The organism is Edaphobacter sp. HDX4, assembly GCF_036877565.1.
Lineage (GTDB): Bacteria > Acidobacteriota > Terriglobia > Terriglobales > Acidobacteriaceae > Edaphobacter.
In genome coordinates, this window is the sequence record NZ_JAEDXW010000011.1 from 122,521 (window position 1) to 146,266 (window position 23,746).

21 protein-coding genes and 1 tRNA gene are annotated in these 23,746 nt (G+C 56.1%); 8 read left to right on the forward strand and 14 right to left on the reverse strand.

The features are described 5' to 3' along the window. The first annotated feature begins 105 nt into the window (after positions 1-105). Positions 106-513, forward strand: a complete 408-nt coding sequence (locus JAO29_RS12415) for a MerR family transcriptional regulator (protein WP_334268536.1) — start codon at positions 106-108, stop codon at positions 511-513. A 107-nt stretch (positions 514-620) separates the two neighbouring features. Here the strand turns inward: JAO29_RS12415 and JAO29_RS12420 are convergent, their stop codons facing one another. From JAO29_RS12420 to JAO29_RS12445, 6 genes are all read right to left on the reverse strand, one after another. After that, positions 621-1,583 (reverse strand): type II secretion system protein, encoded by a 963-nt coding sequence (locus JAO29_RS12420; protein WP_334268537.1) that lies wholly within the window; start codon positions 1,581-1,583, stop codon positions 621-623. A gap of 9 nt (positions 1,584-1,592) precedes the next feature. Next, entirely contained in the window at positions 1,593-2,183 is a 591-nt protein-coding gene (locus JAO29_RS12425) for a hypothetical protein (protein ID WP_334268538.1), read from the reverse strand. Beyond that, positions 2,180-2,845, reverse strand: coding sequence for a hypothetical protein (locus JAO29_RS12430; RefSeq protein WP_334268539.1), 666 nt, complete (start codon positions 2,843-2,845; stop codon positions 2,180-2,182). The genes JAO29_RS12425 and JAO29_RS12430 overlap by 4 nt, the downstream gene beginning before the upstream one ends. Beyond that, on the reverse strand, positions 2,842-3,570 hold the full coding sequence (locus JAO29_RS12435) for a PilN domain-containing protein (RefSeq protein WP_334268540.1): 729 nt from the start codon (positions 3,568-3,570) through the stop codon (positions 2,842-2,844). Before JAO29_RS12435 ends, JAO29_RS12430 begins: the two co-directional genes overlap by 4 nt. Next, the gene (gene pilM, locus JAO29_RS12440; protein WP_334268541.1) at positions 3,570-4,592 is read right to left on the reverse strand and encodes a type IV pilus biogenesis protein PilM; all 1,023 of its coding nucleotides are present in this window, start codon (positions 4,590-4,592) and stop codon (positions 3,570-3,572) included. Before pilM ends, JAO29_RS12435 begins: the two co-directional genes overlap by 1 nt. A 69-nt stretch (positions 4,593-4,661) precedes the next feature. Next, positions 4,662-6,296 carry a GspE/PulE family protein gene (locus JAO29_RS12445; RefSeq protein ID WP_334268542.1) on the reverse strand — a complete coding sequence of 545 codons (1,635 nt, stop codon included), beginning with the start codon at positions 6,294-6,296 and terminating at the stop codon, positions 4,662-4,664. A 237-nt stretch (positions 6,297-6,533) separates the two neighbouring features. Between JAO29_RS12445 and JAO29_RS12450 the strand changes: the two genes are divergently transcribed. Beyond that, a complete protein-coding gene (locus JAO29_RS12450; RefSeq protein WP_334268543.1) occupies positions 6,534-7,094 on the forward strand; it encodes an HdeD family acid-resistance protein in 561 nt (186 codons plus the stop codon). Between the two features lie 199 nt (positions 7,095-7,293). Here the strand turns inward: JAO29_RS12450 and JAO29_RS12455 are convergent, their stop codons facing one another. Beyond that, positions 7,294-8,493 carry a type II secretion system F family protein gene (locus tag JAO29_RS12455; RefSeq protein WP_334268544.1) on the reverse strand — a complete coding sequence of 400 codons (1,200 nt, stop codon included), beginning with the start codon at positions 8,491-8,493 and terminating at the stop codon, positions 7,294-7,296. Positions 8,494-8,613: 120 nt separating this feature from the next. Further along, positions 8,614-9,000 carry a HesB/IscA family protein gene (locus JAO29_RS12460; protein WP_334268545.1) on the reverse strand — a complete coding sequence of 129 codons (387 nt, stop codon included), beginning with the start codon at positions 8,998-9,000 and terminating at the stop codon, positions 8,614-8,616. Positions 9,001-9,177: 177 nt separating this feature from the next. On the opposite strand from JAO29_RS12460, the gene JAO29_RS12465 reads away from it, so the two are divergent. Next, on the forward strand, positions 9,178-9,351 hold the full coding sequence (locus JAO29_RS12465) for a hypothetical protein (protein ID WP_334268546.1): 174 nt from the start codon (positions 9,178-9,180) through the stop codon (positions 9,349-9,351). Positions 9,352-9,621: 270 nt separating this feature from the next. Next, positions 9,622-9,894, forward strand: coding sequence for a hypothetical protein (locus tag JAO29_RS12470; protein WP_334268547.1), 273 nt, complete (start codon positions 9,622-9,624; stop codon positions 9,892-9,894). A gap of 78 nt (positions 9,895-9,972) precedes the next feature. Here the strand turns inward: JAO29_RS12470 and gnd are convergent, their stop codons facing one another. From gnd to JAO29_RS12485, 3 genes are all read right to left on the reverse strand, one after another. Next, complete coding sequence (gene gnd / locus JAO29_RS12475; RefSeq protein WP_334268548.1) at positions 9,973-11,433, reverse strand: decarboxylating NADP(+)-dependent phosphogluconate dehydrogenase; 1,461 nt, start codon at positions 11,431-11,433, stop codon at positions 9,973-9,975. Positions 11,434-11,655: 222 nt separating this feature from the next. Beyond that, positions 11,656-14,199: a carboxypeptidase regulatory-like domain-containing protein gene (locus tag JAO29_RS12480; RefSeq protein WP_442886385.1), complete on the reverse strand. Its 2,544-nt coding sequence runs from the start codon at positions 14,197-14,199 to the stop codon at positions 11,656-11,658. Next, positions 14,112-15,092, reverse strand: a complete 981-nt coding sequence (locus JAO29_RS12485; protein WP_334268550.1) for a carboxypeptidase-like regulatory domain-containing protein — start codon at positions 15,090-15,092, stop codon at positions 14,112-14,114. Before JAO29_RS12485 ends, JAO29_RS12480 begins: the two co-directional genes overlap by 88 nt. 584 nt (positions 15,093-15,676) lie before the next feature. Here JAO29_RS12485 and JAO29_RS12490 point away from each other — a divergent pair. Further along, positions 15,677-16,960: a dipeptidase gene (locus tag JAO29_RS12490; protein ID WP_334268551.1), complete on the forward strand. Its 1,284-nt coding sequence runs from the start codon at positions 15,677-15,679 to the stop codon at positions 16,958-16,960. Between the two features lie 51 nt (positions 16,961-17,011). Here JAO29_RS12490 and JAO29_RS12495 read toward each other — a convergent pair whose 3' ends face one another. The 3 genes from JAO29_RS12495 to asnB all read right to left on the reverse strand — a co-directional run bounded on the left by JAO29_RS12495 (position 17,012) and on the right by asnB (position 21,300). Then, positions 17,012-17,503: a Rid family hydrolase gene (locus tag JAO29_RS12495; RefSeq protein WP_334268552.1), complete on the reverse strand. Its 492-nt coding sequence runs from the start codon at positions 17,501-17,503 to the stop codon at positions 17,012-17,014. A gap of 54 nt (positions 17,504-17,557) precedes the next feature. Beyond that, positions 17,558-19,135 (reverse strand): flavin monoamine oxidase family protein, encoded by a 1,578-nt coding sequence (locus JAO29_RS12500; RefSeq protein WP_334268553.1) that lies wholly within the window; start codon positions 19,133-19,135, stop codon positions 17,558-17,560. 302 nt (positions 19,136-19,437) lie between these two features. Further along, positions 19,438-21,300: an asparagine synthase (glutamine-hydrolyzing) gene (gene asnB / locus JAO29_RS12505; RefSeq protein ID WP_334268554.1), complete on the reverse strand. Its 1,863-nt coding sequence runs from the start codon at positions 21,298-21,300 to the stop codon at positions 19,438-19,440. A 400-nt stretch (positions 21,301-21,700) separates the two neighbouring features. On the opposite strand from asnB, the gene JAO29_RS12510 reads away from it, so the two are divergent. The 3 genes from JAO29_RS12510 (at position 21,701) to JAO29_RS12520 (ending at position 23,711) form a co-directional block, all read left to right on the forward strand. Beyond that, positions 21,701-21,785, forward strand: a tRNA-Leu gene (locus JAO29_RS12510). A gap of 20 nt (positions 21,786-21,805) precedes the next feature. Further along, complete coding sequence (locus JAO29_RS12515) at positions 21,806-22,114, forward strand: DUF3467 domain-containing protein (protein WP_334268555.1); 309 nt, start codon at positions 21,806-21,808, stop codon at positions 22,112-22,114. Positions 22,115-22,121: 7 nt separating this feature from the next. Further along, positions 22,122-23,711 (forward strand): glycosyltransferase family 39 protein, encoded by a 1,590-nt coding sequence (locus JAO29_RS12520; protein WP_334268556.1) that lies wholly within the window; start codon positions 22,122-22,124, stop codon positions 23,709-23,711. Positions 23,712-23,746: the final 35 nt, after the last annotated feature.

The window sequence follows — 23,746 nt, forward strand, 5'->3', positions numbered from 1 at the left end:
GCCAGCGTCTGACCAGCATAGCTAATTTTGTTTGACGCCGATTTGAATCATCAGGCTAGACTTCTGCTTAAGAAAAGATTTAGGACGAGAACAGAGGCGAGAGCAATGGCAACCAAGCGCAAGAGCAAGGGTGCATACATGATCTCGGCAGTCGCCGAGATGTACCAGATCCATCCTCAAACGCTGCGGCTGTATGAGCGGGAAGGACTGCTGCGTCCCTCTCGCAGCGAGGGAAATACGCGGCTTTACACAGACGAAGACCTGGAGCGCCTGGAGTTCATTTTGAATCTGGCGCGCGATCTGGGCGTTAATATTGCGGGGATTGCGGTGATTCTGCAGATGCGGGAACGCATGGAGGAGATGAATCGGCAGATGCAGGGATTTGTAGACTACGTCCGCACCGAGATGCTCTCAAGGATGCAGCAGGAATCTTCCTCCGGGCTGATTCCGATGCGTCGGCCGGTTGTGGTTCCTCCGTCTGCGACCACAAAGAAGCGAAGGCCTTCCGAGTAGCGGCCCGGTTCTTGATGGTTGTGGGTCCAACGGGTGCTTCGGTCGCACTCTGGCAGGCGAAGGAGGGGCAGAATAGTTGATCCAGGACCGCCAGTCTGCTCCGGCCACTACTGGGGATTGGTCGGGGATGATGTTCCCGAACTTCCGGAGCCGAAGCCGAAAGAGGAGCCTCCTCCGGGCGAGGAGTTCTGGCCAGGCGATGAACCGCTCGGAGAACTCGAGCCAAAGCCAGAGGTGGATGAACCTGACCCAAAGGCGGAGTTTGTGCCGCCCCCCAGCAGAGCCGCTTTGGCTTTCATCTGTTCGATACGTGGATCGTAGATAAACTCCCACTTCTGATAGCTGGGCTGCTCGTTAAGGACTGTGATTGACGTCCCGGAGTGAGAGAGGCCGACACCGACGATGGGCGCACCTCCACCGGAGAAGCTGGTCGCCGACTGGCTCCCGATGCCAGTGGAAGAGCCGGTGGATTCCGAGGTTCCGCTGGATGACACTGTTGGTCCAGAGGCAGACGGGGAGCCCGGACTGGAGGTGGACGATGGACTGAGGCTGAATCCAGTCCCTGAGCCGCTGGAGAGCGCTGTTCCACTGGAGGTACCCAGCCCTGAAGAACCGGCCTGAGTTCCATTCACTGTAGAGCCTGGCTGGCCGGAGACCATGGACGAGGCAGCTCCAAGACCACCTGCCCCTCCGGCGACCCCCGCCAATGGCTGACCGAAGAAGCCCTTGACCGTGGTTTTAGCCTCGCCGACATGGATCAACCTCCAGTCGGCCTTTCCTGTCATCGGATCGGTGTATTTCTGCCGCAGGAACCGGATATTTGAGGTCTTTTCCAACTGATCCATGGTTCCTGGATAACGTCCGAACTTGCGATAGTAGAGCTGTACCGCACGCACATACTCGTTTCCACGGTGAATCGCCTCTACTTCGCGCTGTCGACGGAGATCACGGGCGACCTTAGGGGCGGCGACGCTCAACGCCAAAAATACGAGAAAAATCAGGACGATAACGCCAACCAGCATGAAACCCTGCTCGTCTTCTCGCTGCGAATTTTGCTCGATGAAGTGCATCGCGGATTCCTAGCGCGCAATCAAAGGCAGAGATTGCCGATTGTTGTTGGCCATATCTTCTACTAGAACAGAATTGGCCGAGACGGTCAGAATTCTATACCGGCGTTGCACAACATCTCCATCCGCGGCCAGGAATACATCGTCCCCGTGCAGCAGAAATGCCTTCCGCTTTCCTGCGGATGTTGTCTCAGTGCCAAAAAACTTTAGATCGATGGGTGGCGGCGGCGGGGGACCGGCAGGAGGCGTGTACACAAGTGCGTTCGATTTGGGACGAGCCGGCGCAATCGGCTTCGGAATCTCGACCGGGGCGGAGGCAGCAGAGAAGATGTTGCGCCCTGTACCGGAATAGACCAGCCGCTCAGCGACGAGCATCGGCCCCATGTTTAGCGTCGGATCAAGCTGCGTCGCAGCGCTACCTACATTCTTTGCCACGCCGGTTGAATGGGAGGCGGAAGAGGGAGGAGCCTGCTGTACGACCGGCGACGCAGGATGCGGGACAGGCGAATCGTCAGAGAGCTGATAGTAGAGAATTCCGGCTGCCAGCAGAAGAAATACACCGATGGAGAGTGCCTTTTTTTGTGTGTCGGGAGTCAATCTCATCGTGTCTCCCTTCCCGATGCCGGATCGGTGGCGTCGGCGCGGCTCTCGCGTGCGGGTCCTTTTGCAGGTCGCAAATACGTTGTTAGCCCAAGCCGAAGGCCCACCGTGCCGCTTTGTTGTCCTGTAAGCGTGACCCCGCGAATCAAAAAGAACATCTTGTCGCGTTCGAGCGAATTGATGAAGAGAACGAGAGGACGATAGTCTCCGCTGAGACTCGCGTCCATACGAATCTCCGTCATAGCTCCGGCAGCCCCGGTGAGTACCGGCGAATCAACATACTGCACACGTGTGAGTTTGACTCCCTGCTTTTGAGTCAAGGCGCCAAGCTCGGCGAGGACTTCGGAGTAAGCTACGGGCAATCGCTTTTCATAAAATTCATCGGAGTCGGTGGTCGCCTTCGACAGCTTGTTGTCGAGACCTTGAAGTGGTCGTGTAGCGATCTCGGCAGTCTTCATCGCGACCGTCTGTTGCTCAACAGCGGCAGGATTCTGGCTGCTTGCGGTTCTCCAGGCAAATGCCATCTGAACCAGGAGATACAGATTGACGAGAACAAGCAACGCAATGACAGCGTAATAGAGGTTAAGCGGCTTGAGAAAGAGACGTGCCCTCTGCGAGGCGTTCTGCATGTTGGCGAATGCTGTGACTTTCGTGGAGGTCGTCATCGCCGTTCTCCCGTCTGGCGTCGAGTCGAGGGTGAGCCTTTGGGAGCACTCGCTCGTGAAGAGCCTGAAGGCACAGTTGAGTGGGTCGACTGCTGATGTTCGTTCGCTTTGTTCTTTATGTCTGCTGCTGTCGCCTCTGGCAGCGGATTATAGCCGCTATAGATATCGAATTCGACCGCGCCAGTTGCCGTTGAGGCTGCTGTGGCGCTTCCCTCCTGGACCTGTGAGGACTCGTTGGCAAGACGCGGGGAGATAAAGCGCTGCGACTTTTCGAGGTTTCGCACGAGCTCGACGGCTCGATCCCGTTCACCACTTACACGCAAGCGGATATTTACTTCGCCCGATTTCGTCGCTGCAGGTTCGATACTGGTCACTTGGACGCCTGCAGGCAGGACTCGTTCAAGGTCCATCATGACGGCCGTCCAGCTGAAGCTCTTCTTGGCGAACAACGCATTGAGGAAACGACTGCGCTCGAGGACTGCCATATTTTGCGGCTGCCGCATCCGTGCTTCATTGCGCTGCCGTAGCTGCTGATAGCCCTGGGTTCTCGTCTTTAGGGCATTCATCTGGGCCTCGGCTTCGCGTGCCTTCACGTTCAGAAAATGAAGGGCAACGCCCAAGGCAACAGCAGCCAACGTGAGCGCGGCAATGGACAGACGAAGTTTTGCATAAAGCGGGCGCAACTCTATAAACGGACGCGTTGCAAGATTGACCGTAATTCGCATCAGCTTTTCAGCGCTCCCCTCACGCCTGCGAGCCAGCTTAGAGATACATGGCTGGTAGCGGCACCTGCTGCCAGGATTTCCGGACGGGAAACCTCTCGGACCTCCGCGCCTTCGAAGCCATTCTCTTCAAGGATCGTCCGCAGTGTGTCTGCCTTGATGGTGCCAGCGGAAAGGATGATCTCCGGAGCAGACGCCAGCGTGTCTTCATAGTAGGCCACGGCTACGCTGACTGCCTGTGCAACCTCGCGGGCAGCCATCGCCGACTCGGCGGAGGCAAGCACATGAGCCTCGATAGCAGATTCGGTCGCGATTTGGTCGTCTCCTGCGCTCAGTAGGCTGAGCGTTGAGGCGCTCGCAGCTTCGAAGCTCGCGGGGAGTTCGTCAGCAAGCTCGAGAAAGCGATGAAGCAGAAGACCCCCCCCATGCACGATCGCGGTGGTGATGCCTCCACGGCCGGCATTGACAACAAGCACAGGAGTCACCTGCTGCTCAACTCCGGCCAGGGTAGCGAGCGTACTGGGCAGTACAGCGCCTGCGCGATACCCCGCGGCTGTCACCGCCTCTTCATACTCCTCCAGAATCTCGCGCGGCATTGCGACTGCGAGGACTCGCACGAGGTTCTTCTCCGTCGCCATGACCTGATAGCTCAGGGCTGCATGCTCGCTGTCAAACGGCAGCAGCTTCTTGAGTCGGAAGCGAATGACCGCCAGCGCTTCTACCGGTTTCGCTGGAAGAGCATCGAAGTCCAGCAGCAGAACACGGACGGTTGCATCTGGAACGACAAGGGTGACGGGGCGACCCCGATCGCCCGAGCGTCCTCCAACAGCGTCGAGAGCCTCTCGCAAAGCCGTGACGACCTGATTACGATCGAGCAGGTTACCCGGCCTGAGGCCCACCGCAAGCGCTGTGTGGTCCAGCGGACTTGCGGCGATCTCCGTAATGACCGCAGCGGCATTCTCGGCCCTGGCGGCCACAATACCTTCCGGCCTCAGCTCTACCGCAAGCCGGGGTCGTATGCCCAAATTTTTCGGGAAGATCTCCATTCCGTCTCAGCTTACCTTGTTCTTCATCCTGACTGCAGTGTCCTGAGACTAACGTCCCGACTCGATGAAAGTTACCTTGTTGATCTCTTTCAGGGTTGTGATACCGTCGCGCACACGTTCGAGCGCTGAATCGCGCAAAAAAGCCATTCCTTTATCCCTGGCCTTCTTGCGGATCTCGCTGCCGGGTTTTTTTGCCAGCAGCATCTCGCGAATTTCATCGTCCAGTTCGAGCAGCTCGTGGATCGCCGAGCGACCCCGATAGCCCGTTCCTCCACACTCTATGCAGCCGGCTCCCTCGCGAAAACGGAAGTTACGCCATTGGTCGACATGAAGCCCGCTTGCGAGCAGCTCCTCATCGGAATAGTAGACATCCCGGACGCAGAAGTCACACACCTGGCGCACCAGCCGCTGCGCAAGAATGCAATTCAAAGCCGATACAAAGTTATACGGTTCCACCCCCATATTCAGGAAGCGCCCGAGAACATCGACCACATTGTTTGCGTGCACCGTCGTGAAGACGAGATGACCTGTAAGGGCAGAGTTGATCGCGATCTGTGCTGTTTCCGCATCGCGAATCTCACCGACGAGTATCTTGTCCGGATCGTGCCGAAGAATAGAGCGCAAGCCCCGGGCAAAGGTGAGACCCTTTTTCTCGTTGACCGGAATCTGGGTAATGCCGCGAATCTGGTATTCGACAGGATCCTCGATGGTAATGATCTTGTCTTCTTCGCTTTTGATCTCGTTCAGAGCAGCGTAGAGCGTGGTCGTTTTACCGGAACCGGTGGGCCCGGTCACCAGCACCATTCCGTAAGGTTCTTTGATGTAGCGGCGGAAACGCTCCAGATCGTGCTCAGCGAAGCCGACCACATCGAGCGAAAGCTTCTTGAACTTTTCGCTCATCGATTCCTTATCCAGTACGCGCAGCACGGCGTTCTCTCCGTGAACCGTGGGCATAATGGAGACGCGGAAGTCGATCAGGCGTCCTTTATACCGAACACGGAAACGGCCATCCTGAGGGACGCGGCGCTCGGCGATATCCAGTTCGCTCATGACCTTGATACGGGAGAGAATCGTCTGGTGGTGCTCTCGTGCAATTGGTGCCATGGCCTGCTGCAGTACACCATCGATACGGTACTTGACCAGAAGCGAGTCGTCGAAGGTTTCGAGATGAATATCGGAAGCGCGACGCTCAAGGGCAGTGAAAATCGTGGTATCAACCAGACGGATGATCGGGGAGATGTCATCCTCGCTGGTCAGACGCTCGATTGAGATGTTTTCGTCTGGATTTTCTTCACTGGAGAGAACATCGAAGGCGAGACCTTCGCTGGCTTCTTCCAGAACACGCTGCGATTGCTCTGTCTTCTTGAGCAGCTCGGTAATCTGCGACAGGGTTGCGACACGTGTTACGAGCCGCATCCCGAGAAGGCCCGCAATCTCATCCAGCACCATCAGCCTGGATGGGTCGGAGACAGCAATGGCCAGACGCGTGCCCACCTGTTCCAAAGGAACGAAGTTGTAGCGGAACATCATGTCCACCGGGACGCGCTTGAAGAGATCGTGTTGGATCTTGAAGTTCTTCAGGTCGATAAAGTCGGCATGATATCTCCGCGCCAGAGCCTGTGCACGCTCGAGTTCATCCATCCCCAGATCATTGATCGGGATCGCCAGCGGAATATTTGCCATACCTCTAAGACTCCTATGCTTGTGGAACCGTCAACCCTGGAACCGCAGGGCTGGCTTCAGACAACCTGAAACCCTTGGTTTGCAACTCAATAAACAACCGTTTTCAGGTCTCTCTCAGCTGGTCCCCTTTACCGGCCCCTCTTCACCAGCCATTGAACTAGTTAATGGTACTATCCGGCTCCCCCGCTTTGCCTGAAGTATTCGACCCTGAAAATCCTTTTTTCGGAGGAATTCGACATGAGCGACGCCGTATCTCCAATTCCAAATTTCGCCAACCGGACACCTAACTGGTCTATTTTCCTAAGCATCCTCCTCATTCTGGCTGGTTTTTGTACGCTGCTGATTCCCTTCATGGGGGGAATTGGAGTCACTCTATTTGTCGGCTGGGCGCTGATGATAAGCGGAATCGCCCACCTGGTATTTGCCTGGAAGGGACATACCACCGGCACTCGAATCTGGGAACTTCTCGTGGGACTGGCATATCTCCTTGCGGGAATCTACCTGATCGCGCATCCGGTAGCAGGGCTGGCCTCTTTAACCCTCCTGCTCGCCTTCTATCTGTTTTTCGAAGGTATCTTTGAGGTTATCGCGTTCTTCCAAGTGCGCTCCCGGCCGGGAACAGGTTGGCTCCTCTTCGACGGCCTTGTAACCCTCCTGCTCGCCATCATGATCTGGCGCCAGTGGCCCTTCAGTACAGTATGGGCAATCGGCACTTTGGTGGGTATCAGTATGATTTTTAGCGGCTTCTCCCGCCTGATGCTCTCAATGGGAGCCCAGAGAGTGTTGAAAGCTTTTTAGAAGACTACTCGCCGGAAGAGTTGAGAGACTGAATCAGAGCGTTGGCGCTTGAGCGATAGAGCCGTCAAGGCTGATCAGAAGCACGTCGACATCAGTCGAATCTCCTTTTGAGGGACCCGATCGCTCGCGCATTCAGGTTGTGCTTCAGAAAGGCATGGATTTGATACAGGAATGACGTGAAGTTTAGCGAAGCTCTGCCTTAGTGACCACTCATTCCACTTGCGCCGAGGCTGAAGATTGGAAGATACAGTGCGATGAGGATAGTGATAACCACAATGCCCATGACGACCAGGATGAGAGGCTCAATCAGACTCATGGCTGCAGTGAGATTCGTCTGTACGTCTTCCTCGAAGAACTCTGCAACCGAGTTCAACATCTGAGGCAGAGCTCCCGTGGATTCACCCACTTCAATCATCTCGATCGCAAGCTCGGGAAATACCCGCGTGTTTTCCAGGCTCCGTGAGAGTCCCTTGCCTTCGCGAACGGTCTCCACGGAACGGATAATGGCACTTGTGACCTGGCGCGAATCGATAGACCGCGCCGCGGTTTCGAGAGAGGGCACCAAGGGCAGACCTCCCGTGAGCAGGGTCGAGAGCGTTCTTGCGAAGAGACCTACCTGATACTTGAGCCATACGTCTCCGAAGACAGGGATGCCTATGCGGATGCGATCGATCAGCATCGCGCCAGCGGCGGTCTTCGTCCATCGAAAAATCAGATAAACGAGAGCACCGAGCACAACGGCGAAGTAGATTCCATAGTGTTGGGCATTTCTCCCGAGATCCATCAGGAAGAGGGTCAAGGCCGGAAGCTGCGTGCCAAGTTGGTCGTATAACTGCCCAAACCTCGGAACCACGAAGCTGATGAGAAAGATAAACAGGCCGATCACCATCACAACGAGCAGAGCTGGATAGATCAGGCTTGCCTTCAGCTTTTTGCGGAAGGTAAGCGAAACCCTCTGAAAATCAAGATAGCGCTGGAGCACTTCTTCCAGATTTCCTGAGCGCTCACCCGCCAAGAGGGTCGTCGTATAGACGAGCGGGAAGCCGCCCTGCGCCTCAAAGGCCTGAGAGATAGACTCCCCCGTTTTTACGCGGGCCGCGACATCCTCGAGCTGGCTGCGGAACTGGGGAAGTTTCTGCCGGCGGCCCAACAACTCGAGCGAGCCGAGAATAGGAAGGCCAGCTCGGATAAGAGTCAGAAACTGCTGGTTGAAGATGAGAAACGTCTCGAGCTTTACCTTCTTGCGGCTACCCGCAAGATTCCCTCTCGACTTGACGGAGTAGACGTAATATCCAGCCTGCGTAAAGCGGGTTCGCAGTTCCTCGGCAGTGGCAGCCATGTGGGTCTGCTCCATCACACGCCCACGCTCATCCGCCAGTCGAATTACAAACTCATTCATGGAAAGCTACGAGACCTGCTTCTCTAAAACTCTATGTTAGACGTTAGGAAAGGGCCTTATACAACAAGAGCCCCGGACGCCGGGGCTCTTGTTGTTCGATACTGATTTAGAACTCCTGCTTTAGACGCTGAAACTGGAACCGCATCCGCAGGTCGACTTGACAGCAGCATTCTCGAATTTGAACCCAGCTGCTTCGAGCGTTTCGACGTAATCGACAGTACAGTTGACCAGGTACATGGCGGAAGTGGCATCGACGAATACCTTTAAGTCGTCGAATTTCAGCACCTTATCCATCATGCCCGCCTGATTCTCGAAGGACATTGAATATTGAAAGCCTGAGCAGCCTCCACCGACTACGCCGATCCGCAATCCGGCGGGAACCGGATCCTGCGTCGCCATGATCTCCCTCACCTTTGCAATCGCGTTGGCGGTGAGAGTGACAGGGTGCGTGGAAGCAGGAGTACCAGTAACGACTTCAGCGGTAGGGTTGACGGTTGCAGTTGACATCGAATCTCCTTGTCTTTTCTCCAGACAGTTTAAGTGTATGCTCCCTGTATCACAGCGGCAAGCGTACTGGCAGCCGATGGGCGTCGCATAGTCGTTAGATGCTTTTCGAACGATACGGATGCAGGTTCCGAAACTGCTAACCTTTATTTCGGCGCTGTTCCGGCTAGTCGTAATCCTATGAAACCACTCCTTTTCCTCGCCAATGCCTTCATCAATACGTTTGGGATCACTCAGCCCTCGGAAGCAGCGGCTAAAAGAGCGTCGCAGTTTATCGCGGTCCTGATCGGGCTCGTGATCTTCGTCTTTCTGGGAGTAGCTGCTTTTGGCATCTATCTGATGTCGCGACCTTAAGTCATTCAGCAAGACTCCGGAAGAACAGCCACTAAGAAACCAGCCTCGTCTTTCCTGAGGACAATAGGTGGTGATCGCTCTTTGTCTAGGGGAGAGTCGCCAGGAACCTTTGTAGGCAATCGGCCACAAAAAGCTGGTTCTTCTTCGATGGACCGGAGTAATATGCGCTCGGACGGCCCTCGCTGCCATCCGAGCCTGCTGCCGGCCCGTCAATGGCCCAGCCCGGATCGCCCAATTTCGCTGACCCTGAAAAGGGCGGAGGGAGATGTTATGAGTGCAATACCCGTGATGCTCATTATCTGGGGAGTTGTGGCAGCCTGTTTCCTGGCGCTGCTTGCCTACCGCGGACAGCTGACTCGTTATGAGGAAGATCAACTTTTCCTCGGCGAGAGCGAAACGCACGAACAACAAGAACAGAACGAAATCATTCGGAAGGTTAACAAGATCGGCCCGGCCATTCGCGTTCTGGGATTTGCCGCAGCCGCGATGACGATCAGTATCGTAGGAGTGTTCACCTACGACGCGTGGCAGCGGCTAAGATAGTCGCGCCCACAGGACGTTTACTCCCCCAACAAGAAAGGGGCAAGCCAGAAGGCTTACCCCTTTCACCCATCGATCAGACTAGGCGTTATAGGTGGTCGAAGAAACCCGGCCGCCCGTCCCGGTCCAGTTAGTGTGGAAGTATTCTCCGCGAGGCTTGTCGACACGCTCATAGGTATGAGCGCCGAAGAAGTCGCGTTGCGCCTGCAGCAGGTTTGCCGGAAGGCGCTCAGTACGGTAGCCGTCGTAGAACGAAAGGGCTGTTGAAAAAGCCGGCGTGGGAACACCGATCTCAATGGCGTGCACAATTGCCTTACGCCACGACCAACCATACTTATTCAATGCACTCGAGAAGAAATCATCGAGCAGCAGGTTCTGCAGCTTGGGATTTTTATCGAATGCAGCCTTGATGTTTCCGAGGAATGCGCTGCGAATAATGCAGCCACCACGCCACATCAGCGCGATGCCCCCCATATTCAGCTCCCACTTCTGCTCCTGCTCGATTGCGCGAAGCAGCATGTATCCCTGCGCATAGCTGACCATCTTGGAGCAGTAGAGGGCGCGGCGTACGTCCTCTATAAACTCCTTCTTCTCGGAGACGGTACGCACCTTCTTGGGGCCTTCAAGGACCTTCGATGCAGCGACACGCTCATCCTTGAGCGCCGAGAGGCAGCGCGCAAAGACGCTCTCGCCAATCAGTGTTACCGGCTGCCCGAGATCGAGCGCCGAGATAGCGGTCCACTTGCCAGTTCCCTTCTGTCCCGCAGTGTCCAGAATCTTGTCGATCATTGGAGATCCGTCTTCGTCTTTCTTTGCGAAGATCTTGCTTGTGATCTCTATCAGATAGCTGTCGAGCTCGCCTTTATTCCAATCGGTGAAGATCTCGCTTAGTTCATCCGGCGTCAATCCCAATGCGTCCTCGAGCAGCTGGTACGCCTCGCAGATCAACTGAATGTCCCCGTATTCAATGCCGTTATGAACCATCTTGACGTAATGTCCGGCACCATCTGGACCGACCCAGTCGCAGCAGGGCGAACCGTCTTCCACCTTGGCTGCGATCGCCTGGAAGATCTCTTTAACGTGCGGCCATGCGGCAGGATCTCCACCGGGCATGATCGACGGACCGAACCGCGCGCCTTCCTCGCCTCCCGAGACGCCGGTGCCAACGAACAGGATTCCCTTCTCCCCGAGTTCTTTTCTACGGCGATTGGAATCTGTAAAGAGCGAATTTCCTCCATCGATGATGATGTCGCCTTTTTCCAGGTAAGGAAGGACATGTTCAATAGTCTGATCGACGACATCGCCGGCTTTGACCATCAGCATGACGCGACGCGGACGCTTGAGCAGTTTACAGAGTTCCTCAGCAGAGTGAGCTCCGACGACCTGGGTTCCCTTCGCCTCATGATTGATAAACTCATCGACCTTCGAGGTCGTGCGGTTGAACACGGCCACTTTGTACCCATGGTCATTCATGTTGAGCACAAGGTTCTGGCCCATGACAGCCAGACCGATAAGACCTATATCGCAAGTTCCATCAGACATTCAATTTCTCCACAATGATTCCTCGCCGTCGAGGCGAAAGAGATTGGATCAGGTTTCACGTAAGCAGCGAAGCGGACCGGCCAGAATCGCTACCGGTTTTGTCTTTTTATCATAGGGAGATGACGGCAGGACAGAGCCGGAGTCTTCTCCTGCGCTTCTCGCAAAAGGGAAAGACACCGCGTTAGCGATGTCTTTCCCCGGAACAGACGGTTCTTCACGAGCTTAGAAATAGAGTCTCGCTCCCAACTGGACCAGTCTCGGGAAGCCCAGCGTACCGGTAATCTGGCCGGCGGAGGCATTGCGGGTGGTACCGCCGCCGACTGAGAGGGTCGGCGTGGAGAATTGAGGAGTGTTGAAGGCGTTCAATGCTTCAGCGCGGAACTCAGCGTGTACCCGCTCTGTCACATGGAAGTCCTTATTAAGCGAGAGATCGGAGTTGATGTAGCCCGGCCCGTAGCAGCTGCTGGTACGCGCTGCGGAGCCGTAGGAGTATTGGGGTGAAATCGAGTAAGCATTGGCGTTGAAGTAGCTCTTCAGACGATCCTCAGGGCGCCCGGACTTACAGGGATTCATTCCCGGAATCAGGCTCGGCCGCTGGGCGCCGTTCCCAAACGCGGTGTTCGCATTGGTTTGCGTAATGGCAAGAGGCGCTCCATTCTGCATGATCATGACGTCGTTGAACCGCCATCCACTGACAACGAGATCCATCCAGCGGTTGACGCCTCCCAGGAACATCTTTCCACGACCGAAGGGAAGCTCATAGGTTCCGGAGACGGTGAAGCGGTTGGGAATGTCGTTGATCGCCCGCGAGTACTCCGGCGCAAGGTTGTAGGAGTCCTGAGGGCCATTGTTTCCAGAGTTGAGAGTGCTCGAAGCCCCCCAGAGGTTATCCCAGTTTGAGGACCAGGTGTACGAAGCCAGGATAGTCAGGCCCCTGTTGAAGCGCTTCTGTACCTTGACGGCGAGCCCGTTGTAGTCGGACACGCCGGTGCTCTGCGCCAGGGTGATGCCTTGATACTGCGGGAACGGCAGAAGCGTCTGGTAGCGAGCGACAGTACCTCTGCCCCAGCCGCCCACACCTGCATAAGGATTGGTAACGCCAGTGCTCAGAGCAGAACCCAATGCGTAGCGACCATCCGGAAGTTGGTTGATGTTACGGCTGTTGGTGAGATTACGGCCATGGCCGCCAATGTAGCCGATCTTGAGTGCGAATCCGAGCGGAAACTCGTGCTCCATTGCCAGCGAATAGCTCTGAAAGAGGGGCGAGCGCCGATACTGGTCGATCAGCGATAACGTGCTTCCGATGCTGGTCGCGAGTCCGTTGGCGTTGCCGGTTGGCGTGGTCTGAAGGGACGGATAGGGATTGCTCAAGCTGATAGGCGCATTCGTAGCTGTCTGCGTAGGGATCGAATTTGTCAGGTTATAGCCCGGGGCGTAGCTGTTGCTGTTGCTATAAACCTGCGGGATATAAAACACTCCATAGCCGCCCTTGAGGACGGTACTGCTATCGAGGGCGTAGGCGAAACCAGCGCGGGGATTATATTCGCTTCCCATGTTCCCGGTATTGGTACCATAACCGTTCTGACCGGCGAACATCACACCACCCGTCGCCTGGATTCCGCTGTTGTAAGCGTTGTAGGTCGCCGTCCGATCAAAGCCAACCGAAATCTGGTTGTTCCGCTCGTGAATTCCGTTTTCGTGCTCATAGCGGAAGCCAAGATTCAGGGTCAATCTCGGAGTCATACGGTAATCGTCTTGGAAGTAAACCGCCTGGTAGGGGGTGTTGTACGCCAACCTTGACGGAACGATGATGGAACCCGTCGTCGGATAACCTTGCAGTATGTCTGCAGCGGCGGCACCGGAAAGGGCGTTGAACGTGAACGTCCCTGATGTATCGCTGAGGCTGGTGAAGGTAACACTGATCGACCGGTAGTTATAGCCGACTTTGAAGTTATGCTTGCCCCACGACTTGGCTACACCGGCGACGAAGTTGCGAGAGAAGAATACCGCCGGTCCCGAGTTCGAGGTACCCTCGCAAACGAGGGTGGTTCCGTTGGGGCAGCTTCCATCGGTTACGATTCGAGGAAACGCCTTCTTCGACATGGCAGAAGTGTAGTAGCTCGGAAAGCCCAGCGTGGACTGATCGAAACCGGAGCTGATGTCCTGCGTGTCATTGGGAAAGCGATTGAACCCAAAGCCAACCGTCAGTACGGTAGTGGGATTCAGCGTTATGGTGTTCTGAATACCGGTTGCGTCGACTTTGCGGTAAAGAAGGTACGAGCCAGAGTAGCTGGCCGCCGTCTGTAACGGATTGCCGCCCGGTTCCTTGCTCCCGTAGTGCATGTAGTAGAAGTCAGCCAGCCACCAGTTGAAGAACTGGTGCGTCACCTTGCCGATAAACTCATCAGCGCGGTCGCCGAGCGTGTCGCCACCATTGAAGTTGGGCTGCCCAAGAGCAGTGATGGAGGTGTTAGGAACAGGGTAAGCCTGAATGAGCTTAAGGCCAATGGGGTTGACGTTGGTGATCTTGTTGCCCGGATAGTAGGTGGTTCCGCCTGCCGCAAGATTCTTGATACAGGTGCCACTCAAACAGGTCTTTCCATCCGGGGACACGGTACCGATTTCGGAGAAGTCACCTGTGCGCTGAAGATTCGTCGGAACAGCAAACGAGGTGTTGTTCACGAATGGCGAACGCTGCCGGTAGCCCTCCTCCGTGATAGCGAAGAAGGTCTTGTCCTTTCCGCCCAGCCAACGAGGTAGAGGTATCGGACCGGAGAGGCTGCCGACGTAGGAATAAAACTCTGCGGCGCGCGCGGTGTGTTGTTGCGATTGTTGAAGAACGTGTTTGCGCCCCAGTTGGTCTGGCGGGTCTCGCCCATCAGTACGCCATGAAGTGCGCTGGAACCAGACTTCAAGGTGGTATTGAACATGCCGCCGCTGGTGCGGCCGATCTCGGCGTCATAGGTGTTGGACTGAATCTTGACTTCTTCCACCGACTCCAGAGATGGAATGATGACGGCGCGGTTATTGAAGTCGGTGATCGGCACACCGTCAACCGAATAGTTGTTGGAACTTGCGGGAGCACCCGCAATAGAGATCGTCGAAGAACCGCTTTGATCCTGGAAACGTACAAAACGCGGGTCGCCGACCGGAGCAACCGCGTTGTCGAGCTTGGAGAAGAGGAACGGATTGCGACCGGGATTCGGCAGATTCTGCAGCTTCTGCGCGTCGATCATCTGTCCGCCGTAGGAAGTCGTATTGTCGACCACGGGATCTGCAGCTGTCACCTCGATGCTCTGACTGGTGGAACCGAGCTCAAGCGCAACATCGTGGCCGATGGTGTTTCCCGCATCGACCGTGAGCCCTTTTGCCTCGGATCGCTTGAATCCGTCGCTCGTGACCGTGACGGAATAGGTGCCAGGCTGGACGGCGCTGAAGGCATATTCACCGGATCCGTTGCTCACCGTAGTTCGCGAAATCTTGGTGGTATCCGACGTCAGAACGACGGTCGCTCCCGGGATACCGGCTCCCTGAACGTCTGCAACGATTCCACGAACCGCTCCGTAATTCGACTGCGCAAAGGCAACAGTTCCGAACGTCATCAGGAGCACAACCACTAGTAGATAGCTGTAAAAACTCTTTTTTAAGCAAACCATCATTCGGCCTCCAGCGGGGAATTCAACACATGTGGGGGTCACAGCCTGTTCGTCCAGGCCACGGGAGAAAGAAATTTCAAAAGCAGACAGAGAATCAGCGACGTCCGTTTAGAGACACCGGGGTCGCCTGCGCGTTCAAGCACAGTAGCGCCATCGTCCGGATATCAATACGGACCAAAACGTATGTTTTAGCGAATGCTGTAGATAACTGCGGGGGTCTCTACAATCTGCTCACCGGCTACGCCGCCGGCTTCTTTGTCAGGCAAATTGAACGGAGCAGGAGGACTGACGTTGTCTCTGCTCATCCCTTGCATCAGTACGAAAGGGAGCTAAAGATACACTTCTTAGAGCAAGGCTCTCGCAGAAGCGGCGACCTTACCCAACGTGGACAATAGCCTTTGTGGTATTGCATCTAAGCGTATCGGACACGGTATGAGGTGTCAATAAAAATGTTCACCCAATCTTGAAGCGCGCCGGTCGGAAACTATGCCCAAACGAACTGCTCTCCCTTTCATATTTTCTTCTGGAAGGCTGCAAGTGATGTTCACTTCGCCTTTCCATTTGCCTTTATGGTGTAAGAAACGGAATTGAATCTAGCTGCTCAGAAAGGCACCTTCTCCTTGCTAACGCAACGTGTGTCTGCCGCCGCTTTTGCCCTTCTTGTTCTTCCTCTTTCCGCCCAGCCGCATAAAGTGACTCAAGCAGAGGTAGATCGCATCACCAGAGATGCCATTCTCATAGATACGCACAATGACGTAACTTCGCGCACCGTCGAAGGGTACGACATCGCTACTCCGAATACTCACGGACAGACCGATCTTCCCAGGATGAAGGGTTTCCTGGGGGCAGAGTTCTTCGCGGTCTTTGTGGGAGCCGATTATGTGAATGGCAACCATTCAGCAAATCGGGCTCTCGAGATGATCGACACGGTACGAACCGACGTCATCGCAGCTCACCCCAACGATTTTGTATTCGCGACAACTGCTGACGACATCGTGCGCGCTCACAATGAGCACAAGATTGCTGCACTGATGGGAATCGAGGGTGGCCATGCTATCGAAGATTCGCTCCGGCTGCTCCGCGACTACTATGCCCTGGGTGTCCGCTATATGACCCTGACACATTTCAACACCAACAACTGGGCAGATTCGCAGGGCGACGTTGACAATCCCAAGGTGGTCCATCACAACGGCCTCACACCGTTCGGTAAGGATGTTGTGAGAGAGATGAATCGGCTGGGAATGATGGTTGATATCTCCCATACCGCTGACAAGACCTTCTGGGATGCGCTCGAAACTTCTTCGGCACCCATCATCGCTTCGCACTCAGGATGCCGCGCCGTCACCAGCTATACCCGCAATATGACGGACGAGATGATCAAGGCGCTTGCGGAAAAGGGCGGTGTTGTCCAGATCAACTTCGGTTGCGAGTTCCTCTCGCAGCGCTACTTCAATGATTCCAAACCGCTGCAGGCCTCGATGCGGGAACAATACATGGAAGCGATGAAGCTCGAAGACCCTGCAGCTCGATCTGCCGCGATCGGAAAGCTTCGTGCTGAGTTCAGCGGCAAAGTACCACCGGCTACCCTGGCCGACGTAGTCGCGCAGGTCGATCACGCAGTGAAGGCAGGAGGTATCGATCACGTCGGCATCGGAACCGATTTCGACGGTGTGGCATGTGTACCGCCAGAACTCGATTCTTACAACAAATTTCCGGCTCTCACGCGAGCTTTACTTGAGAAGGGTTACAGCGCAGAGGACATCAAAAAGATATATGGAGGAAATCTTCTGCGCGTGATGCGAGCTGTAGAACAGCGCGCTCGAGAGCTTCGCTCCACTCCAACGATCCATTCTGAAATTTCGAAGAAGTAACTCGAGCTGAAAAAGCCGGGGCCACGTGGCCCCGGCCTTTCTTCTTGCCTTTTAATTACTCTTCACTGCGATCACTTCAATCTCAAGCGCTGCCCAGGGAGCTGCAAGCGCCGCGACCTGAAACGCAGACCGTGCCGGTTTATTGGGCTGCTCTTTCGTACCGAAGAACTTCACGTATTCGGATTGCATTCCAGCGAAGTCCAGCTTACCGGTCTTTGGATCTGGCCCCAGGAAGACTGTCATCTTGACAACGTCTTTCATGTCGAGACCTTGTTCTTTGAGCGCGGCTTGGATCTTGGCGAAGACGCTGGCCGCCTGCACCTTCGTATCGCCGTACTCTGCTGCTGTGCCCTTTGCAGGATCCGCAGGAGTTACAGGCGATGCGAGTTGTCCGCTCAGGTAGTACGTATCTCCAGCCCATACGCCTTTCGCAATGGCGCCTTTTTCATCCTGGATATGTTTGACCACTGTCTGCGCGTAGCTTGGTGCAGACGACAATGCGCACGTCGCCAGCAGGGCTACGGCTAACTTCATGTTCTTCATCACACAAATCTCCTTATCGATCGTTTTCTGTCGTGAAGCCCCATACCGGCGACGCTATGCTGAAACTGCCTGGCGATGATTGCCTTCCAGTCGTGCGGCTTTGACCTTATCGCATATCATCTGGACTGCTCGCCTGCCACTGAGCGCGGCGCCCTCCTGCCAGCCGACAACGTGGCTGGTGTGATCGCCTGCAAAGTAGATGGGCCCGTCGGGCTGTGTGATGACGTCATAGTCGGCTGGAGAGATCTGGCCGATCCAGGAACCTTCATTCCACTTGATATGCTTCCAGCCGCAAAAGATGGGCTTTTCAAGCTCTTTGCCGTGGCCAGGGTGCAGCTTCTCAATGGAAGCGCGCGAGGCCTCAAACTTCTCCTGCATACTGAGCTTGTCAAACCCGCCGGTCGTCTCATCCATATAACCTGCGACGACGATACCGCGATCGCTGAACATGGATGCGCTGGGATACCAGACAGGGCTTGGACCTGCTGACAGGAACGACAGGCCCCCGTAGATGTTGTAATCCATCTCCCAGAAGCGCCGTGATTCCCACGGAACCTTACACGAGCCACGGTACGCAGATCCGCCGCGGTCGACCGCACCACGATGTGCCGGATCGAGATCCGCTTTAATCTTTTTGAGAATCGTCAGCGGCATTGCGCACACTGCGTAATCCGCTTCGAGGCTCTTGCCGTTGCCGTATCCGATGCGAACGCCTTTGGCGGTCTTCGCAATCTCTGTAACCGGAGCATCGTAAACGACCACTGGGCCAAGATGTTTTGCAAGCGCGATGGAGATCTGTTGCATGCCGTTGACTGGCTGGAACATCGTCGCCTGCCAGTCCCAGGCTTCCTCGTAGAGCTCTGCATTCCAGAAATTCGCATCCAGCAGTTCATGAATGCTCAAGGGGTGGTTGTCCACCACCATTGTCTCCGGGCCAGCGCCGGGATACCGCGTGATGGCAGCGCGATCCGACCCGACATATTTACCGCTCTTATCGAGGGGACCGTAGACCTTCAGAACATCCGTCAAACGCTGACGATCTTCCGTACTCAGCTCCTGATCGAGTGCACCGCCGGCGATTGCCTTCGTCAGCAGTTCGCTCACCTGGCCGCGCGTGTCGTTGATGGCCTTGCGCTGACAGATTGCCTTGCCGCCGTTGACCTTATCGCTTTGCAGCAGCGTAGAACGCGAGGTGTTGACCTCCACTTCCAGAGGGACCTTGAGCTCGCGACAATAGCCAAGCATGGTTCCATGGACCGAAGGAAGCCGCGCCGGACCCATGTTTTGATAAAGCCCTTCGCTCCAGGTGATCGGCTGCTTGGTTCCGTCAACAAACTCGACGACGTCACCATTTCTGGCGCTCCACGCTCTTCCACCGGGACGCTGACGTGCTTCGAGCAAGACCACGTCGTAGCCCAGCTTCTTCGCCTCGTAGGCGGTCACCAGTCCGGCGACTCCGCCGCCCAATACGACCAGCTTTACTCCCTTGCCTGTTCCTGCTGCAGCGGCAATCGGTTCGGGTGCCAACGCCTTCATTGGCATCAGTCCCAACGACTGCATGGTTAAGAACGCAGCGCTGTATCCGCCAGCCTGCCCTACACGCATAAGAAAATCGCGTCTGCTGATTCCCATCGAAAGACACCTCGCCCTGGAAGGATTTGTCATCAACTCCCCTGTCGCCGGAGAAAATTGAAAGACCTGATTGTCGAAAGAGATGGAGCTTCGCCGGAGAGGCATCGTGGCCAGTCGCGAAGAGCTGTATAGATTCAAATAGCTGTAGCTTCACTGTAACGTAATCGACAGGAGCTCGCCACCAAACTCTTCCTAAAAATTAGGGCAAAGATCTGCAATGAATTCATTGCCATACCTCTCCGCAGCCACCCAACTTCCGGGGGTCCGGATGGATCCCTTCCTCTTCGCGGCCAAGAATAGACTTAAGCCGCGTGGGAGGGTTCATCCGATATGAATGACTCCCTGACTGCCGGGCAAGTGCCCGTCCACAGCTTGCCATACACGTACTTCGCCCAATGCCGAAGGCCGCGCTCGGGAGTCTCCTGCATCCATTCCCGTACCGGCACGCGAAACCCGCTCTTCGGCCGGTTCAGAATCTCCGCGGGAAGCGGCTTTTGTAAAACCTTGGCCATCGTCGACTTCCGCGGAGACAGAAGGCTGGCCCGCAATGGCGCTAATTTTTGCAGCAGCGCCATATCCACGAAGGGCACACGAATTTCGAGAGAATGCGCCATGCCTGCCCAGTCCGCGTCACGCAGCAGCTGAGTGCGCATGTAAAAGCTCATCTCCAAAGCGGAAACACGCAGAAAGTTCGCCTGCTCTCGGGAGGTACCCTGCAAATCTCCGAGGGGCTGAACCAGCGCATTCATCTTCTCAATCGACCCAAGCTCCCGCCATCCCGTTCGCACCATCTCCGGATCCAGAAACTGCGGCAGCTCCCACGGCATGAACAGGCCTCGGCGCAACAGGTAAGCTCCACCCCAGGACCCGCCGTATTCGAACAGGCTGGCGTACTTGGGCGAAGTAAAGCGCTGCATAAGCGGCGCGGTTACTCTATGCCAGGCGTGCGCGACCACAGGAACTGAATTGACCGCGCTCACCGCGTAGACCGTTGGAGGAATCTGTCTGAAGCTCGGATATCCCCCGAAGATCTCATCGCCGCCAAGACCGCTTATCGCAACCTTGAACCCGTACTCCCGCGCCAGCCAGCTGATGAAATAGGCATTTACACCGTCAATCGTGGGCTGGTCCATCTGCTGCAATAATCTTTCGCGATGTTCGACAAACGTAGCCTGATCGATAAAGCGCGTGGAATGGGGCAACGCATATTCCCGAGCGACTCGAGCTGCGAGGGAAGTTTCGTCGTGGTCAGTCCCCCGCAGCAGGTCGAAGCCAAGGGTCAGCGCCTCCACATGACGGCCGTTCTCCGAGGCCAGCGATGCGATCACTCCCGAATCGAGCCCTGCGGACAGGAAGACCGCCACTGGAACATCGGCGATCTCATGCATCTGTACGCTCTCCTTCAGGGCATCGTGCAGACGCGAATCGCGTTCAGCCTCGCTCTTCGGCAGCTCGCTCGGATGAAACTGCGTGAACGCTTCTACCGGAGAGCTGAATCGTCGCGGCCCAGAGATACCATCCCTGCCTGCGCATAGCCATGTGCCGCTGGGAAGGCAGTGAATGCCGCGGTAGAGAGTAAACGGCTCCGGCACCGATCCCCACACGAAGAATCCCACATGAGCCGCACTCTGTTCCCGCAGATCTATGCCGGGAGCGTCGAGCAGCGCTTTCACCTGCGACGCAAAATACAGGCAGCCGTTGCCCTCCGCATAATAAAGCGGCTTAATCCCGAACGGATCGCGGGCCAGAAACAGCTCTTGCGCTTTCTCATCCCAGATACCGAACGCGTACATGCCGCGCAGTCGGTGCAGCATGGCCGCTCCATACTCCGCATACATCTGAAGCAGGACTTCTGTATCACCCGTCGTTACAAATTGACACCCCTTTCCCTCGAGTTCCCGGCGCAGCTCTCGATAGTTGTAGATCTCCCCGTTGAACACTACCGTATAGCGTTGATCCGCCGAATGCATGGGCTGATCCGATCGGGTATCCAGGTCGATGATCGATAGGCGGCGATGGCCAAGCCCCACCTTCTCCTGAGAAGAGATCCATTGACCCATCGCATCAGGGCCGCGAGTCGCCATCTTGTGAGTGATGGCTGTAAGACTCTCCCGCAGATCTACGGAATTTGATCGAGAGCTGAAGATCCCTGCAATGCCGCACATCCCATACTCCATGACAACATCTGTCTATGAAGACTCCCGGTCAATCGCTGAAAGCGAGCGCTCAGGGGAACTTCATGCAGGGACTATAAGGCTCCGCTTTCCCGAAAAACACCGGAAAATATTCCGGGTTACCAAAGATTCGGCTCTTCTGAAGGTGATTATCCAGTTGCTCTCACAGGCATCGTCCTCTGCTTCCGCTCGAAGAATCGCGCCCGATCTGGACCCGCACTTGTGCCGTGCTGATTGCGATGGGCCGTTGAGACCCGCATAGTCGCATCGCTCCCCCAATCACAGTACAATTCAGATGGCGGGGCGTCAGTTCCTGACTCAGGCCGCAACCAGAGTTATTGGAATGGCTGTCCGTCAGACGCTTGACCCATCAAACAATGCAAGACCATGTGCGAAAGTGGCGAAATTGGCAGACGCACCAGACTTAGGATCTGGCGGGGCAACCCGTGGGGGTTCAAGTCCCCCCTTTCGCACCAACTCTTTTGGAAGTGACCGGATGAATCAGCAAAAACCCACCGTAGAACCCAGGCTCAACCTCTCCCACACCCCGGACTACCGCGAGGGATACGCAAATAGCGTTCAGGTCCGCATGTCAGTGTGGGACTTCCAATTGGTCTTCGGAACTATGAGCCAGGACTCTCCAGATGAGCTTACGGTCAAAAACTTCCAGGGAATTTATCTGAGCCCCCAGCAGGCCAAGGCGCTGCTGAACATACTCACCCACAACGTGGGACAGTATGAGCAGACCTTCGGAGCCATTGCTCTCGACCAACAGGTTCCACAAGCTGGCGGCCCTGTCCACTAAGAGGCGCGTGCGATCCTCTTCGAATCCCCGCCGCAGCCCTGCCGACCTTTCAACTGGGCTGCTGTTCCCTCTTTTCTTTGCGGCTGTCTACCTCAGCCACCTCACACTGCTGCGTCTTCCCTACTTCTGGGACGAGGCTGGCTACTACATTCCCGCCGCCTGGGACTTCTTCCGGACCGGCTCCCTGATTCCCCAGACGACACTTTCGAACGCTCACCCTCCTCTTCCTTCCATCCTTCTCGCTTCATGGTGGCACCTCTCAGGTTTTGTCATCAGCGGCACACGAACTCTGATCGTCATGGTCACGGCGACGGCACTGGTCGCGATCTTTCGTCTTACCCGTTCCCTGCTCAACACTTCGGCTGCGGCAGCGACCGTTGTCCTCACAGCAACCTATCCCATATGGTTTGCTCAAAGCACGCTGGCTCATGCCGACATGTTCGCTGCCGCATTCACTCTCTGGGCGATAGCGCTTTACCTTGAGCCAGACGCTGAAAATCAGATCCTCGTCTCGGGACTCTTCTCCTTCGCCGCGCTCTCGAAAGAGACCGCCATCGTTACCCCGCTCGCTCTCGCCGGCTTCGAGCTCTACCTCCTGGTACGTGAGAAGAACTCCTCAGAGCGTCGCTCCCAGATGCTCTGGGTTGCGTCGCTTGTCTCTCCGGTTCTTCCACTCGCAGCCTGGTACGCCTATCATCGCCATCGCACGGGATTCATCTTCGGCAATCCCGAATACCTTCGCTACAACGCGACCGCAAATCTGGGACCGGCACGAATCCTGCTTTCCCTCTGGCACCGGCTGCTGCACCTGACCACACACATGAATATGTACGTGCCGGTCGTGTGCGCGATCGCCGTCCTTTTCGTACCTCTGAAGCCATCCACCGCCCGGCATCTGTCGCGCCGAACCACAGCTGCGATATTCACAGTGATTGCTGCCAACTGGGTCGCTTTTTCCGTGCTGGGCGGAGCTCTACTCACGCGTTATCTGCTACCCATCTATCCTCTTATCCTTCTCTTGTGCGTCGCTGCCTGGCAGCGGCATATCCGAAAGTGGTGGTTGCTCTTTGCGCTCAGCGCTGCAGCGTTTGTTGCCGCCATCTGGATCAACCCACCCTACGCCTTCGCTCCGGAAGACAACCTCACCTACCGCGATATGATCGTTCTGCACCAGCGGGCCATCGCGCTAATCGAACATCGCTATCCAGCCGCCACCGTCCTCACCGCCTGGCCTGCCAGTGCGGAACTGACCCGGCCCGAGTTGGGTTACGTCCACAAGCCCCTCAAGGTAGTCTCACTCCAGAACTTCGCTTTCGATCAGATTGCCCAGGCAGCGCAGGACCCCGGAAGCTACGATACGGCGCTCATCTTCTCCACCAAGTGGGAACCTCCACCCAATCAGCTCAATCTGGGCAAAGCGAACACCAGCGCAGACGCAAAGTACTTCGACTTCCACCACGATCTCACGCCCTCCGAAGCTGCCGCGATGCTCCACGGAGAGATCGTCTGGCAGGCACGGCGCAAGGGAGAGTGGGCCGCGGTGCTTCGGTTCCCTCGCGCCGTTAATGCATCGGTGACTCTGCCGACAAGACCCTAGTAATCACTCTGCGCTTCGGTTTACAAGGATCTGAT

Coding starts and splice junctions, on each gene's coding strand:
- JAO29_RS12465 (WP_334268546.1), top strand. CDS start 9,178: ATGAAACCACTCCTTTTCCTCGCCAATGCCTTCATCAATACGTTTGGG.
- JAO29_RS12485 (WP_334268550.1), bottom strand. CDS start 15,092: ATGATGGTTTGCTTAAAAAAGAGTTTTTACAGCTATCTACTAGTGGTT.
- JAO29_RS12425 (WP_334268538.1), bottom strand. CDS start 2,183: ATGAGATTGACTCCCGACACACAAAAAAAGGCACTCTCCATCGGTGTA.
- JAO29_RS12430 (WP_334268539.1), bottom strand. CDS start 2,845: ATGACGACCTCCACGAAAGTCACAGCATTCGCCAACATGCAGAACGCC.
- asnB (WP_334268554.1), bottom strand. CDS start 21,300: ATGTGCGGCATTGCAGGGATCTTCAGCTCTCGATCAAATTCCGTAGAT.
- JAO29_RS12470 (WP_334268547.1), top strand. CDS start 9,622: ATGAGTGCAATACCCGTGATGCTCATTATCTGGGGAGTTGTGGCAGCC.
- JAO29_RS12495 (WP_334268552.1), bottom strand. CDS start 17,503: ATGAAGAACATGAAGTTAGCCGTAGCCCTGCTGGCGACGTGCGCATTG.
- JAO29_RS12500 (WP_334268553.1), bottom strand. CDS start 19,135: ATGGGAATCAGCAGACGCGATTTTCTTATGCGTGTAGGGCAGGCTGGC.
- gnd (WP_334268548.1), bottom strand. CDS start 11,433: ATGTCTGATGGAACTTGCGATATAGGTCTTATCGGTCTGGCTGTCATG.
- JAO29_RS12415 (WP_334268536.1), top strand. CDS start 106: ATGGCAACCAAGCGCAAGAGCAAGGGTGCATACATGATCTCGGCAGTC.
- JAO29_RS12455 (WP_334268544.1), bottom strand. CDS start 8,493: ATGAATGAGTTTGTAATTCGACTGGCGGATGAGCGTGGGCGTGTGATG.
- JAO29_RS12460 (WP_334268545.1), bottom strand. CDS start 9,000: ATGTCAACTGCAACCGTCAACCCTACCGCTGAAGTCGTTACTGGTACT.
- JAO29_RS12435 (WP_334268540.1), bottom strand. CDS start 3,570: ATGCGAATTACGGTCAATCTTGCAACGCGTCCGTTTATAGAGTTGCGC.
- JAO29_RS12445 (WP_334268542.1), bottom strand. CDS start 6,296: ATGGCAAATATTCCGCTGGCGATCCCGATCAATGATCTGGGGATGGAT.
- JAO29_RS12515 (WP_334268555.1), top strand. CDS start 21,806: ATGAATCAGCAAAAACCCACCGTAGAACCCAGGCTCAACCTCTCCCAC.
- JAO29_RS12450 (WP_334268543.1), top strand. CDS start 6,534: ATGAGCGACGCCGTATCTCCAATTCCAAATTTCGCCAACCGGACACCT.
- JAO29_RS12420 (WP_334268537.1), bottom strand. CDS start 1,583: ATGCACTTCATCGAGCAAAATTCGCAGCGAGAAGACGAGCAGGGTTTC.